The organism is Gemella sp. zg-570, assembly GCF_018866345.1.
Taxonomy (GTDB): domain Bacteria; phylum Bacillota; class Bacilli; order Staphylococcales; family Gemellaceae; genus Gemelliphila.
Map to the genome: position 1 here is coordinate 14,648 of NZ_CP076443.1, position 14,813 is coordinate 29,460.

A 14,813-nucleotide genomic window follows, 5' to 3' on the forward strand; every position below is an offset into this window, starting at 1 on the left:
AGGTAAATAAATTTATGATAAGAGTAGGAATTGTAGGATTAGGAAAAATAGGAGAAGATCATTTAAACCGTATCCAAAATCGCATATCAGGTATGGAAGTTACTGGTTTGTTTGATGTTGTTGAAAATCGTTGTGAAGATTTGATAGAAAAATACCATCTTAATGCAAAAAATTTTGATAGCTATCAAGACTTAGTAGAGTCTGATCAAGTTGATTTAGTAGTTGTTACAGCCATTAATCAGTTACATGCAGAAGTTGCTATTGCTGCTTTAAACGCTAATAAGTATGTATTTGTAGAAAAGCCACTTGCAATGACACAAGAAGAATGTTTAGAAGTTATGAAAGCCGAAGAAAAAACAGGTAAACGTATGTTACAAGTAGGGTTTATGCGTCGATACGATCCTGGCTATCAAACTTTAAAACAATATATAGAAAAAGGGGAAATAGGAAAACCTCTTATGGCACATTGTCGTCACTTTAATACTTATTTATCTCAACCGAAAAATTATGTTAGTAGTCAGGCAATTGTAGAAACTTTTATTCACGAAATTGAAATTATGCATTGGTTATTAGATGAAGAATATAAGAGTGCAAAAGTGTATTTTCCAAAAAGAGCAGCTGTTACTAATGAATATAATACACCTCTTCAGGATCCTCAAGTTGTTGTTCTTGAGACAGAATCTGGTGTAAATATTGTAACAGAAGTGTTTGTAAATGCTTATGGATATGATATTCACTGCGATATAGTGGGAGAGTTAGGAATGGCACAATTACCTGCAGTACCAAGCGTTGTATTAAGTAAAGCTGCTAGAAGAAGTACAAGCATTTTAACAGACTGGAAAGAAAGATTTATAGCTGCTTACGATGTAGAATTTCAAGATATTGCAGATCGTCTGAATGCTTCAGAAGAATTAAATGGACCTTCTTCATGGGATGGTTATGTGTCAGCGGTAACATCTGATGCCTGTATCCTTTCTCAACAAACAGGACAAACAGAAAAAATAGAATTAATAACAAAACCAGATTTTTACAAACAATTTAATTAAGGAGAAACCATATGTTAAGAGTAGGAATTGTTGGATTGGGAAGAATGGGGAAAACACACGCTCAAAATATGGTGAATCATATACCAGAAGTAAAATTGGTTGCAGCATGTAGTATTTTTGAAGAAGAGTTATTATACGCTAAAGAGTATTTAGGTGTTGAAAACACCTATTCTTCTTTTGAAAAAATGATAGATGAAGCCAAGTTAGATTTTGTTGTTATTGCAGCAGGAGCTGATGTTAGACCTTCAATGATATGTTACGCTATGGAAAAAGGAATTCACACATTTGCAGAAAAACCACTTGGATTATCAGAGGAAGATATAAAAAAAGTTGTAGAAGTTGTAGAAAAATATAAAGATAGAGTGAAGTTTCAAGTTGGATTTATGAGAAGATTTGACGCTGATTATCTATATGCTAAAGAAAAAATAGAAAGTGGAGAAATAGGAAGCATAGTTTATATTCGTGCGTATGGAATAGATCCTAGTAGCGGACTGGATTCTTTTGTTAATTTTGCCAAAAACAGCAATAGCGGTGGTATTTATCATGATATGGCTATTCACGATATTGATTTGATTCGTTGGTTGACTGGTTGTGAATTTTCTAAAGTTTGGGCTGTTGGTGCAAACTTTGCACGTCCAGAATTAGACGAGGTTGGAGAATTAGAAACAGGAATAGTTCAAGCTCAATTAAATAATGGAGCAATGGTTCATTTGGTTGTAGGAAGAAATGCCCCGCATGGATATCAAGTAGAAACAGAAATTATGGGAACAAAAGGTTGGTTACGTATAGCGGGAGTTCCAGAAAAAAATTTAGTAACTATTTATGATCATACTGGGGTAAGAAGAGAATGTTCGGCAAATTTTCCAGAAAGATTTAAAAAAGCATTTATAGAAGAAATTGTTGGATTTGCAAGGTGTATCAAAGAAAATAGAAATCCACAAGCAAGTGCACAAGATGGTCTTATAGCTACAAGAGTATCTCTTGTTTGTCAACAATCATTACAAGAAGGCATAATAAAGGAATGTTAATAAAGAGAAGTAGACTTTTAGAAAGATTTTTAGGTCCCAACTTATCTATGTATATATTTTCAAAACATAAAGAAAATTTTATAAAATTATAGAGACTAATGTGGATGAAAGAAGGTAAGAATTATGAAATCTAAAAGAATATATGAAATGGAACACTACATTCATTTACACAAAAAAGTGTCTCTAAGTGAATTGGAAGAAAAATTTCAGATATCCATTAATACGGTTCGCCGAGATATTAAAGAGTTGTTAAAAAAAGAAGTAATAAAAAAAGTTTATGGGGGAGTAGAATCTATAAAAGATGGTATTATTCAAACAGAAGATGTATTAATTGATATTGAAAAACGCCACCATACAAAACCAAAAGAAAAGCAAAACATTGCAAAAAAGGCTGCTACTTTTATTAGGGATGGCGATACAATATACATTGATTCTGGAACTACAACTCTGGGTATTTTGGATTATTTATCACAGGATATAAAAATTACAGTTGTTACGAATAGTTTACCAGTGATTAATAAGGCAGTAAAATTTCCCAATGTTGATATTATATTATCGGGAAACAAGTATCTAAAAAGAACAAGCTCCTTCACTAAATTAGGAACATACTCTATATTAGAACGATTAAATGTTTCTAAAGCTTTTATGGCAGCAACAAGTGTATCCATAGATAATGGTGTAATGAATGCAACAATGGAAGAGTATGAACTTAAAACAAAGGTAGTTTCAAAGACTAAAGAAAAATATTTACTTGTTGATTGTTCAAAATTTAACAAATTAGGATTTATTACATTTGCAGAATTGACTGAATTTAAAACAATTATTACTGATAGTTTAGATGATGAACTTATGAAACAATTCGCACAGTTAAAAAATATTACATTTATAGAAACAGCGAAAGAGGAAGTATAACAAAAATTAGATGATTTTTTTTATTAATGTGTTATTATATTTGGAAAATTCTAAAATAAAATATTCATGTTAATATATTTACACAAAAAAAACAAAAAACGATGAAAGAGCTTGTTTAAAAATACAAAACATGATAAAATAAAATTAATTATTGAGTATATGTTTATCAACTTTTGATAACATTTAGGGTTAGGAGGAATTTATTTGGAAACAGTAAGATTAACAACAGCTCAAGCAATAATTAGATTTTTGGATCGTCAATATATTTCTTATGATGGGAAAGAAAATCGATTTGTAGAAGGTATATTTAATATCTTCGGACATGGGAATGTGTTAGGTTTGGGTCAAGCCTTGCAAGATGAGCATCATTCCTTGCTAGCGTTCCAAGGAAAAAATGAACAGGCGATGGCATTAGCGGCAATAGGATATGCAAAACAGAAAAATCGTCGTCAAATTTATGCCTGCACTAGCTCTGTAGGCCCAGGGGCGGCTAACTTTGTAACAGCGGCAGGAGTAGCTATTGCAAACAACATTCCTGTTTTGCTTCTTCCTGGAGAAACTTTTGCTACAAGACAACCAGATCCAGTATTACAACAATTTGAAAGAGAAGATGACATTACGATTACTACAAACGACGCTCTGCGACCTGTATGTCGATTTTGGGATCGAATTACTCGACCTGAGCAGATAATGTCTAGCTTAGTAAAAGCTTTTGAAGTTTTGACTAATCCACAAACAGCTGGTCCAGTAGCTATCTGTTTAGCACAGGATGTAGAGGGGGAAAGTTATGACTATCCTATTTCATTTTTTGAAAAGAGAGTCCACTATATAGATCGTAGAAAGCCAACTGAAAGAGAATTAAAACAATCGTTAGAGGTTATTAGTCAAGCAAAAAACCCCGTTTTATTAGTTGGTGGTGGCGCAAAATATTCTCAAGCAAAAAAAGAAATTGAAAAAATCTCAAAAAAATATTGTATTCCAGTAGTTGAAACACACGCAGGCAAATCTACCCTACTATATGATTTTGAATATTATTTGGGAGGTAATGGTATTTTAGGTACAACTGCAGCAAATAAAGTGGTTCAAAATGCAGATTTAATTATTGGCTTAGGTACACGTTACACTGATTTTACAACATGCTCAAAAACACAATTTAAAGAAGCAAAACGTTTTGTAAATGTAAATTTAAGTCGTATGCAAGCTTATAAATTTGATGCGGTTAGTGTTGTAAGTGATGTTAAAGAATATTTACTTGCTATATATGAGTTGTTGGGAGACTATAAAACTACATATACAGATGAGCAAATTGCATCTTACAAAAAAGAGTGGGAAGAAGAACGTAATAGATTATCTAACATAACCTTTACAATGAATGATTTTAAACCAGAGATAGACGGACATTTCACCCAAGAAATATTAAATGAGTACTCACAAGTGTTAGAAACAAAATTAACACAAAGTAGTGTTATTACATATATTAATGACAATATTGACAAAGACTCTGTTATGGTTGCGGCAGCGGGTTCTATACCAGGAGATGTTCAGAAATTGTGGAATAGTCGCAGTGAAAATAGCTACAATATGGAGTATGGTTATTCTTGTATGGGATATGAAGTCAACGGAGCTTTGGGAGTTAAAATGGCAGAATCCCATCGTGAAGTTTATGCGCTTGTAGGAGATGGAAGTTTTAATATGTTGCATAGCGAGTTAGTTACGTCTTTACAGTATGGTTATAAAATCAATGTTGTCTTGTTAGATAATTCTGGTTTTGGCTGTATCAATAATTTACAAATGAGCAACGGAAGTGATTCTTTCTATTGTGAATTTAGGGATAAAGATAACAATATTATGAATATTGATTATGCTACGGTAGCTAAAGGGTATGGAGCAAAAACTTACAGTGTGAAGACATTAGAAGACTTGCATCAAGCTTTAGAAGATAGTAAATCAAGTCCAATTTCAACTCTTATTGACATCAAAGTTTTACCGAAAACCATGACAGCAGGATATGATACATGGTGGAATGTGGGAGTATCTAGTCATTCTCCGAAACAAGCAGTTCAAAAGGCGTATGAAGAAAAAGAAAATCAATTAAAAATAGCAAGAAAATATTAAGGAGTCTAATGATGAAAAAGTTCATGCAAGCAGACAAACAGTACGATGTTATTTGTTTAGGAAGGGTTACAATCGATTTAAATCCTAACGAAATAAATAGAACATTAGATAAAACAAAATCATTTAATATGTATTTGGGAGGTTCTCCAGGAAATGTATCTATAGGATTATCAAGACTAGGAAATCGTGTAGGTTTTATCGGAAAAGTATCTAATGATCAATTTGGGACATTTATTATTGATAAGTTAAACTCAGAAAATGTGGATACAAGTCATGTGATACGCTCAAACGGAAGAGACAGACTGGGATTAACATTTACAGAAATGAAATCTGAAACAGAATCTAGCATTTTAATGTATAGAAATGAAGCTTCAGATTTAAAACTATCTACTGAAGAAATTGATGAAGAATATATAAAACAAACAAGAGTTTTATTAATATCAGGAACAGCACTTTCAGAAAGTCCGTCAAGAGAAGCTACTTTAAAAGCTATGTATTTGGCAAAAAAACATGGCGTGGCAATAGTATTTGATATTGACTATCGCTCATATAATTGGAAAAATGAAGATGAAATTAGTATCTATTACACTACTGTTGCTAGAAATAGTGATTTGATTATAGGATCTAGAGAAGAATTTGACCTAACAGGAAGATTATTAGGGTTAGCAGAGAAAACAGATAAAGAGGTCGCAACTTATTGGATGGAGCATGGAGAAGCTGAGATTGTTATTATTAAGCATGGTAAAAAAGGTTCATGTGCATTCGATGATAGTGGAAATGAGTATGTTGTACCATCTTATCCAGCCAAGGTATTAAAATCATTTGGTGGAGGAGATGCACATGGTTCTGCATTGCTGACGTGTTTATTAAAAGGATATCTACTAGAAAAAGCTCTGCACTATGCTAGTGCATCAGCTTCTATTAACATTGGTAGTCATTCATGTTCTGAAAGTTTACCGACGTTAGAAGAAATTGAAAAAGCTGTAGAAAAGGCAAATTTATATAACAGATAAGGAGAAATAAAAGATGGTAAAAGTATTACGTAATTATATCAATGGAGAATGGGTTGAAAGTGGGAGTGGTGAATTTTTAGAAGTTACAAACCCAGCAACTGAGGAAACTATAGCAAAAGTACCCCTATCAACAAAAGAAGAATTAGAACATGCAGCAGAAGTTGCAAAAAATGCGTATGAGTCTTGGAAAAATGTATCTATCTTAAAACGTGTAAAATATTTATTTAGATTACAACAAATTTTAGAAGAAAATAAAGAAGAGCTTGCTAAATTAATAACATTAGAACATGGAAAAAATCTTAAAGAAGCCTTGGGTGAAGTTGGACGCGGTATTGAAAATGTTGAAAACGCTGCGGGATTAGTTAGTTCATATATGGGGGATTCTTTAGCAACGGTCGCTACGGATGTAGAAGTAGTAAACTACCGTTACCCAGTTGGAGTAGTTGGATGTATTACCCCATTTAACTTCCCTATGATGGTTCCATTTTGGATGTTTCCAATGGCTTTAGCTTGCGGTAATACGGTTGTACTAAAACCATCAGAAAAAACACCATTGTTAATTGAAAAAATTGTTTCATTTGTTGAACAAGCAGGATTTCCTAAAGGAGTATTCAATATTGTATTTGGCTCTCATAATGTGGTAAATGGTATTATAGAAAGTCCTAATATTAAAGCGATTTCCTTTGTAGGAAGTGAACCAGTAGGACGCTACATTTATCAAAAAGGATCAGAGAATTTAAAACGTGTCCAGGCCTTAACTGGAGCTAAAAATCATCTTATAGTTTTAGAAGATGCAGATTTAGAAGATGCTATGCCAAAAATTATTGGTGGTGCTTTTGGTTCAGCAGGAGAACGCTGTATGGCAGCAGCTGTTATAGCAGTACAAGATAGCATAGCAGATAAATTTATAGCGAGATTAAAGGAAGAAGCAGATAAATTATCTATTGGAAATGCTTTAGAAGAAGATGTATTCTTAGGACCAGTTATTGATAAAGTAGCACAAGAGCGTATTTTTGGTTATATTGAAAAAGGGGTAGAAGAGGGAGCTTCATTAGTAAGAGATGGACGTGAAAATATTCCAGAAAAAGGTTATTTTGTAGCACCAACTATTTTCGATAATGTAAATGATACTATGACTATTTGGAAAGATGAAATATTTGCACCAGTTGTTTCAATAACACGTATTTCTGGTATTCGTGAGGCAGTAGATTTGGCAAATCGCTCTCGCTTTGCAAATGGTTCATGCTTGTTTAGCAATAATGCAGCAGCTATTCGATATTTTAGAGAAAATATTGATGCAGGAATGTTGGGTGTTAATTTAGGAGTACCAGCACCAATTGCTTGGTTCCCATTCTCAGGCTGGAAAGATTCTTTCTACGGCACACTACATTGCAACGGAAAAGATGCAATTGAGTTTTATACACATAAAAAAGTAGTAACTGCACAATATCGTACTAATAAATTTTAAGGAGTATGGAGTATGTTTGGACAAGTAGAACTACAAAATGGAAAAAATAATATTTGCGATAAAAATTTTCACGCCAATATGAATATGGACGTTGCAACCTATCTATTAGAACCATCTGAAAAATTAGAATTGATATCAGATACAAAAGAAACAGCTATTTTACCAATTTTTGGGAAACTTACTATTCGCTATTTAGATAAAGAAGAGTTGATTGAAAGAGAAAATTGTTTTGAGAATAAACCCTCTTGCTTACACGTACCCAAAGGAATTATCATAGAAATAGTTGCTCATGAAGCAAGTGAGCTTCTCGTGCAACAAAAAGAAAATGATAATACATTCCCACCTCGTTTTTACAAACCAGAAGATGTATCTCAATTTATAGCAGGGGAAGATGATTTTGAGGCGTCATCTAAAAGAATAATAAGAACTATATTTGATTATGAAACAGCTCCTTACTCTAATATGGTGCTGGGAGAGGTTTTGAGTTATACAGGTCGTTGGAATAGTTACCCACCACATCATCACCCACAACCAGAAGTTTATTACTTTAAATTTGATCATCCAAACGGTTTTGGTGTATCGGTGATTGGAGATGAGGCGGCTCTTGTAAAAAATAATAGTGTAGCCTACATACCTGGTGGTTTGGTACATCCGCAAGTATGTGCCCCTGGATATCGTATGTATTATGTGTGGATGATTCCGCACTTTGAAAATAATCCTTGGACAGAAAGAATTTATGCCGAGGAACATAAATGGTTGCTTGAAAAATAAGTAATAATAAATTTGAAAAATATCAAATAATATGTAAAAAGACTTCCTCAATAAAAAATCTGTATATAAAGAAAATATGTTTTAGAATATATACTAATAAACAAAAAAAAGACAACCTTTAGGTTGTCTTTTTTTATTTAAAAATAAATTTTTTATGTGTTTAAATAAAATATATAATAATTTATATGAAAATTTTATAAATTGGAGAAAATATTATTAATTTTATATTCTAAATAACATCTTAAAAAATATTTTTAAGATGTTATATTTTAAAGTTTATAAAAATTTTGCAAATCTTTATTGATGTTGTTAATTATATTTGTTTAATATATAGTAATATAAAAATTTTTCATAATAAGATTTTTTAAATTTTCAATAAATTTAAAAGTTAAGTTGCCTATTAAATATAGTAACAAGGGAAAAGTAACTTCTAAGATTATATTAAAGAGCGAATTTAGTTTTGTATAATAATCTTTTTAAATTACAAGGAATTCTTAATTAAATAATTTCTTATATTTTTAATCTTGATGAGAGCTAATCTTTTATTTTCTTAAAGTTTTAAGTTAGTTAAAACTCCTGTATTATTATTTAACTTTAGAGATTTGTTTAATTTTGAAACATATATTAAATAGTTTTAAAATTATAAAAAGCTCCTAAGAAGATAAGTTATAAATAGCTAGTTTTTACCTCAAGAAAGAATAAAAAAGCTATAATAAAAAGAAAGATCCTAAGTTGCTTTTAGCTTTGGATCTTTCTAATGTACTTTGTTATTGGGAGTTTATCTCTTAAGATGTGATTACATTTTTTATGTTGGCTTCTTAATAGTTAAAAGAGAGAAATTTACTACATAAATTTCTTATTAGCTTTTTCTTTATAATTATTTAACTTTCTTACGAATTGCTATAGCTAAGCCTAGTGTGGCCATAATTAAAGCAGTTAATCCTAGATTAGAATTTGTGACACCAGTATTTGGTAAGGATTTTTTAGATTTATTTTTTTTGTCTGCTATCATCTGATCTGCTGGCATCTGTTCTGCTATCATCTGATCTGCTGGTATCGTTTGAACTTCCATTTTATCTTCTTTCTTATTATTTGCAGGTAATAGTGTACCTGGTTTCACAGTTGAAGACAGGAGAGTAGGTTTTACTTCTACTGGAATAATTGGGCTAGGGATACTGATATTTTTAGCATAAACAAGAGCATATTGGCTAAAGTGGCTAACCTTAAACATTACTTCTGTTTGATTTTCATTCTGTACAAAAGGTAGACTTTCTGTCATATTATTTAGAACATAGTAGACCTTGTCAATTTTTCTTTTGCTTGGTAGCACAACAGTTACTTCTCCTTTTATTTGAACAGGTTCACCTTTTTCGTTATAAAGGGTTACATCATATAAATCATAGTTTTGATCTTCTAAAGCAGGAGCTGTTGAGGTCATTGGACGAACTTGCACCTGAGTTGCCCCATTCAAGGCAAGACTCGAACCAATAATTTTAAGTTTTGTTCCTTCATGTGCCAAGCCTACCATCTTATCCTCAAGATTTGATACTGGTTCGCTACTTGCTTCTGAATTATTGCTTGTTGTTTCTGCTACACTTGTTGCCGTTGGTTCATTCGACACATCAGTTCTACTTACTTCTGCAGTGTCGCCTGCTTCATTTGTTGAGCTTGGTACTGCTGGCTCATTTGTTGTTTCTGCTAGACTTGCGGCCATTGGTTGGTTTGGCACAACAGTTATACTTGATTCTGTAGTGTCGCTTGCTGTTTCTGTTGAGCTTGGTACTGCTGGCTCATTTGCCACTTCTGTTTCGCTAGCAGTCGCAGTGAGTTCTGAAATTGATAATTGAGGTTTTTCAGCGTAAGGAGCTGCCTCATCACCAACACTGTGATGTCTTATTAGGGGAGTATTCAAGATAATTGGATCATTATTGACATTTACCAGTTCTCCTGAAGCCGTTCCAGTAATTTCACTGTTCCAATCTTCATCGTTTGATAAGGAATAGACCAGATTTTTTGGATCTAATTGAGTTACAAATTGAGCTTGGTGACCATTCTTAAGAGATAAATTAGGTGATTTTCTTGCCAAGACAGGTTGGCTAAAAGTTAAAGTAAATGTATTAGTTTTATCTGGATCTTTCTGAATATTTTCAACACGTACTATCTTATTGTGGTAATTCCATCCCTCTGCCAAGAAGTTCCAGTTGAATTTTTTGAAGTTAATAGTATATTCATTTTGGTTACCTTCTGCATGTTCATACAAGATAGCATATTCATTTGGACTTATTTCTTGTAGGGAGTTATAGGCAAACTTGCCTTCTTGGATTAATTGATGTTTAAGCCAAGTTAGACTACCGTCTTTCTCAACACGAGCTAGGCGAGCTGTACCCTGTGTTCGGCTACTGTCTGATCCGTTTGCATTGGTTAGAACCACATACTCTTTACCTTCATGCATGGTATGGATAGCTGCTAATTGGACATAAGAATCATGGACATCTTCCATGCTGACAACATCTGGATCCCATGTTTGACCACCATCATGGCTGGTAGCTACCTGAACTTTACGATTAAGGTTACGCATGAATAGTTTCAAATCACCATTGTTTAACTGAACGACAGCCGACTCTGTGTTTTGGGCGTTTGCAACATTCATAGTTTTAGAATCGAGTTTTGTTCCATTGTAATTACGCCCATCGTTAACTGCTTTACCTGAATGCCAAGTCATTCCGTGGTCGTCTGAGTAGATAACACGAGAAGATTGGGAACCAGTTAGGTGGCTTGTGAAGTTGGTAGAGTAAGTTGGAACTACCAAGCGTCCTTTGTGATCACCCGTTCTCAAGGCAATACCTGCTCCTGGGGCGATGCCATAGAATTTCATCCACGACTCTTTGATTTGTGGCGTCAAATCACGTGGGCTAGACCAAGTCTTACCGTCATCATCACTGTGTGATTCCCAGATATAGGAATTTTTTGCTACGCGAAAGTCAGATGTCTTGTTAGTTTGGAAGTAGATATTACCCTGTAATTCATCACCGAGATAGATATCCCCTAAATCGCTAAATGCAGCTTCTTCGCCTTTGACAACGACGTGGTAGTCTGTTGCTGTACCTTCTGGTGTGTATACAAGTCCATTTTCACGTATTGTGTAGGGTTTTGTTTCGCCTGTCTTATATAGATTTAAGTAAGTCTTGCCTTCAATTTCTGTATAGGCTTTTTCTTCTATATTTGGAAGACCAAAAACAGCACGCCCTTCTGGATACATATCAAAGAGTGAGTAAATACGTTTTGTTTTAGGATCTTGTACCAAGGACATATCAATATTTAGTGGGGCACCTTGGTTACGATCGTAAGCATTCTCATTATTTCTTAAATCAGAAACAATAATAGGCTTGCTCCATGTTTTACCCTTATCTTCACTTCTGCGAACGACCATTGCAATATCACCGTAGTCTAATTTATGCAAGCGACGTTCGTCAATTCCAGCAATTAGGGTTCCCTTGTCGGTAACAAGTAGAGCTGGGATACGGTAACCAAATTTACCAGCAGCATTTTTACGACCTGCAAGCCCACTCTTATAAATATTAGTCTTATCTGTCAAAACAGAACCTTCATAAAGTGTTGGGGTACGATCTTCACGATGGTACAAGCTAGAACGGACAGCCACTTCTTCTGGTGTCAAGGCACGGTTGTAAATCGTTAAACGGTCAACATCTGTATTTGATTCCCAAACATCTCTAGCCTTTCTTTTAGTTTTTCCAATCTGGGCAGTGTCGACATCTGGCATATCTTTGATTAGTTTAATAGGATCTGTGCTGGTGATTTCTTTAGAAAGAACACCATTCACATACAAACTGACCTTACCTGGTTTATCGGCACCCTCTGGTTGGCTAAGGGTCAAAGTAACACTGTTCCATTCTCCTGGCTTAATTCTTCCAGTCGCATCTTCAAAACTATTATAAAATTGATCGCCAGTTTTTCCACGCGATTCATGGTTGGGCTTGCCATCTTTTACAAATATAGCAAAGTATTCATTCTCAACTTTTGTACTAGAGGCTGAGAAAAGGTTGTAAAAGGAAGGAGAATTTTTCGCGGGCTTGAATTCCAAATGATAAGTTGCATTGCTTAAGTTTTTGAATTTTTCTAATTCACTAGTTAGGTCAACACGTTTGCCATTTGTATCACTTAAGGCCAATCCTTCACGGCTAACTACTGCAGAATCCTTGAATTTTTCTGCAATCATGTCTTTTGGTCTAGCTTCCTCTCTTATAGCTGGTTGTTCAGTATTTGATCCTTCTGTTGTTTCACTTGGTTGAGCTTCTGCATCTGGTTGAACACTGTTTGCTGGTTGCCCACCTGGAGTTTCAACACGAGGCTGAACAAGTCCTGGTTGAGCATTTGGAGTTTCACTTGGTTGTTCTTTTCCTGTTGGTTGAGAGTTAGCTGCTGTTTCTGGGTTTGCACCTCCATCCTTGTCTGTTATTACAATTGTTTCAGTTTCTGTGTCCTCTCCTAAGTTTTCTTCAGTTTCTTCTGTATCTTCACTATTTCCTGGGTTTACCATCTCTTCATTTTCTGACCTTGCTTCAGGAGCTGGAGGGCTTGTTGCTCCTGCCATTGGTCCACCACTTTCTGGTCTTGCTCCAGGTTTCTCTGCCGGGGTTTCTGGTCTTTCTGTTGGTTGTCCTGGGCTTTCAGCTGGGGCTGTTTCGCCACTTTCTGGACTTGCCCCTGTTTCTGCTTCTCCTGTATTTTCTCTCATTGGTTGGGTTTCTGGTCTTGCTTCTGTTCCAGTTCCTGCTTTTGGTTGAACTACTTCTCCATCTGCTTCTGAGTTTGCCATTGCTCCTGCTGAACTTGCTCCCCCTGATCCCCCACTTTCTGCTGGGTTTGCTCCAGTTCCTGTGTTTTCTGCCATTGGCTGAGTTCCTACAAGTTTTCCAACTTCTGACTCTGTTTCAGTTTCTGGCATTGCTTCACTATTTCCTGGGTTTGCATCTGGCATTGCATCAGGGGCTGCTGGTCTTTCTTCATTTTCTGTGTTTTCTGCTGGTTGTCCCGATATTCCTCCATTATTTTCTGGACTTGCTACAACTCCTTCTTCTGGGGCTTCTGGTCTTTCTGCTGGTTCTCCACTTTCAGCTGGGACTGTTTCACCAGCTTCTCCCATTGCTCCATTGCTTTCTGCCATCGGTTGAGATTCTGACCTTGCTGCATCCCCTGCTTTTGGTTCAACTACTTCTCCACCACTTGGACTATTCATTTCTGATCGTCCAGCTTCTGCTTCTGTCATTCCTCCATTATTTCCTGAGTCTGTTTCTCCAGGTTGAGAGTTGCCCATGGTTGCAGATTCTGGATTCATTCCAGTGCCTCCCATTACGTCAGGGCCTGGGCTTGCCACTACTTCTGACATCTCTCCATCAGTTCTTGGATTTGCCATTGGTTGACCTCTTTCTGGCATTTCTGCAGAGTCTGACGAGCTTGATACTGTTTCGCCGTTTTCTTCACTTGGTTGATTTTCTGCCAGTCCCTCATCTCCTGCTGTTTCTCCAGCTTCTGGTCTTGGTTGAGATTCTGCTGGGGATGTTGGGCTTTCTCCTAGTGCTGGTTGTCCAGATTCTGGCATCGCTCCAGCTGCTGCCATACCTCCACCACTTCCTGGGTTTACTTCTGGAGATGCTGGCTCTGCTCCAGTTCCTGCTAGCTCTCCAGGTTGAGTGGCTCCTGCTGTTTCTTCGCTTGGAGATTCAAAACTTGGCTTAGCAAGTACTGGTTGAGAGTCAGCGTCTGGTTGTTCATCGCTATTCGGTTGTGGTCTGTCGGTGTTTGCTTCCTCTGTTGAACTTGCTCCTGGTTGTCCACTTGGGGCTACAGCACTTGCACTTTCAACTGGTTGACTAACTGGATCTTCTGGGGAAGACTCTACACCTTCGGAACTTGGATTTTCATTTGATACCTCTGTAGCCTGCACTGGATTTAGACCCAATATAACACTTCCTACAGCAACAGAAAAAGTTCCTATCGTCAATTTAACGATTGAATATTTTTTTTGTCTGTTTAACCTATCCTTCATATAAAACATATAAAACCTCCTATTAATTTTAATTAATTTAATTTATTTAAAAATCTTCAGTTTTCAATTAAAAACTTGCTAAAGTTACAGAACTATCCCCCTCTCCTCTGTTTTTCATCTTACATAGTAAGGATAATAAAATTAAGGCTTGAAGAAATCCTGACCTATCATTATTTATATTCTTTACTAGGCAATTAGATTAGATGCTTTTTTTAATATCTATAAAAACCCATCTGATGAATTTATAAAATCAATATCAGACTAGATTTATAATAAAGTAAAATATAGTATATACCTTAATTATATATATATATATATATATGTCAAGGGCTTTCATAAATTTTTATAAAAAAATAAAAACGATTTCTTTAACCTATAAGCAAAGAAGCAGCT

General features: G+C 35.0%; 8 protein-coding genes. 7 read left to right on the forward strand and 1 reads right to left on the reverse strand.

Going from position 1 to position 14,813, the window contains the following annotated elements:
* Positions 1-14 precede the first annotated feature (14 nt).
* The 7 genes from KMP11_RS00080 to KMP11_RS00110 all read left to right on the forward strand — a co-directional run bounded on the left by KMP11_RS00080 (position 15) and on the right by KMP11_RS00110 (position 8,353).
* Complete coding sequence (locus KMP11_RS00080; protein WP_215755923.1) at positions 15-1,046, forward strand: Gfo/Idh/MocA family protein; 1,032 nt, start codon at positions 15-17, stop codon at positions 1,044-1,046.
* Positions 1,047-1,057: 11 nt separating this feature from the next.
* The gene (locus KMP11_RS00085) at positions 1,058-2,074 is read left to right on the forward strand and encodes a Gfo/Idh/MocA family protein (protein ID WP_216279848.1); all 1,017 of its coding nucleotides are present in this window, start codon (positions 1,058-1,060) and stop codon (positions 2,072-2,074) included.
* A gap of 123 nt (positions 2,075-2,197) precedes the next feature.
* Positions 2,198-2,986 (forward strand): DeoR/GlpR family DNA-binding transcription regulator, encoded by a 789-nt coding sequence (locus KMP11_RS00090; protein ID WP_215755921.1) that lies wholly within the window; start codon positions 2,198-2,200, stop codon positions 2,984-2,986.
* Between the two features lie 204 nt (positions 2,987-3,190).
* Positions 3,191-5,101, forward strand: a complete 1,911-nt coding sequence (gene iolD / locus KMP11_RS00095) for a 3D-(3,5/4)-trihydroxycyclohexane-1,2-dione acylhydrolase (decyclizing) (protein ID WP_252344648.1) — start codon at positions 3,191-3,193, stop codon at positions 5,099-5,101.
* Positions 5,102-5,112: 11 nt separating this feature from the next.
* Positions 5,113-6,114: a 5-dehydro-2-deoxygluconokinase gene (gene iolC, locus KMP11_RS00100; protein WP_215755920.1), complete on the forward strand. Its 1,002-nt coding sequence runs from the start codon at positions 5,113-5,115 to the stop codon at positions 6,112-6,114.
* A 13-nt stretch (positions 6,115-6,127) separates the two neighbouring features.
* Positions 6,128-7,582, forward strand: a complete 1,455-nt coding sequence (locus tag KMP11_RS00105; protein ID WP_216279849.1) for a CoA-acylating methylmalonate-semialdehyde dehydrogenase — start codon at positions 6,128-6,130, stop codon at positions 7,580-7,582.
* A 12-nt stretch (positions 7,583-7,594) separates the two neighbouring features.
* The gene (locus KMP11_RS00110) at positions 7,595-8,353 is read left to right on the forward strand and encodes a 5-deoxy-glucuronate isomerase (RefSeq protein WP_215755918.1); all 759 of its coding nucleotides are present in this window, start codon (positions 7,595-7,597) and stop codon (positions 8,351-8,353) included.
* Positions 8,354-9,230: 877 nt separating this feature from the next.
* Here KMP11_RS00110 and KMP11_RS00115 read toward each other — a convergent pair.
* A complete protein-coding gene (locus KMP11_RS00115; protein WP_216279850.1) occupies positions 9,231-14,429 on the reverse strand; it encodes a sialidase domain-containing protein in 5,199 nt (1,732 codons plus the stop codon).
* Positions 14,430-14,813 lie beyond the last annotated feature (384 nt).

Coding starts and splice junctions, on each gene's coding strand:
- KMP11_RS00080 (WP_215755923.1), top strand. CDS start 15: ATGATAAGAGTAGGAATTGTAGGATTAGGAAAAATAGGAGAAGATCAT.
- KMP11_RS00085 (WP_216279848.1), top strand. CDS start 1,058: ATGTTAAGAGTAGGAATTGTTGGATTGGGAAGAATGGGGAAAACACAC.
- KMP11_RS00090 (WP_215755921.1), top strand. CDS start 2,198: ATGAAATCTAAAAGAATATATGAAATGGAACACTACATTCATTTACAC.
- iolC (WP_215755920.1), top strand. CDS start 5,113: ATGAAAAAGTTCATGCAAGCAGACAAACAGTACGATGTTATTTGTTTA.
- KMP11_RS00105 (WP_216279849.1), top strand. CDS start 6,128: ATGGTAAAAGTATTACGTAATTATATCAATGGAGAATGGGTTGAAAGT.
- KMP11_RS00110 (WP_215755918.1), top strand. CDS start 7,595: ATGTTTGGACAAGTAGAACTACAAAATGGAAAAAATAATATTTGCGAT.
- KMP11_RS00115 (WP_216279850.1), bottom strand. CDS start 14,429: ATGTTTTATATGAAGGATAGGTTAAACAGACAAAAAAAATATTCAATC.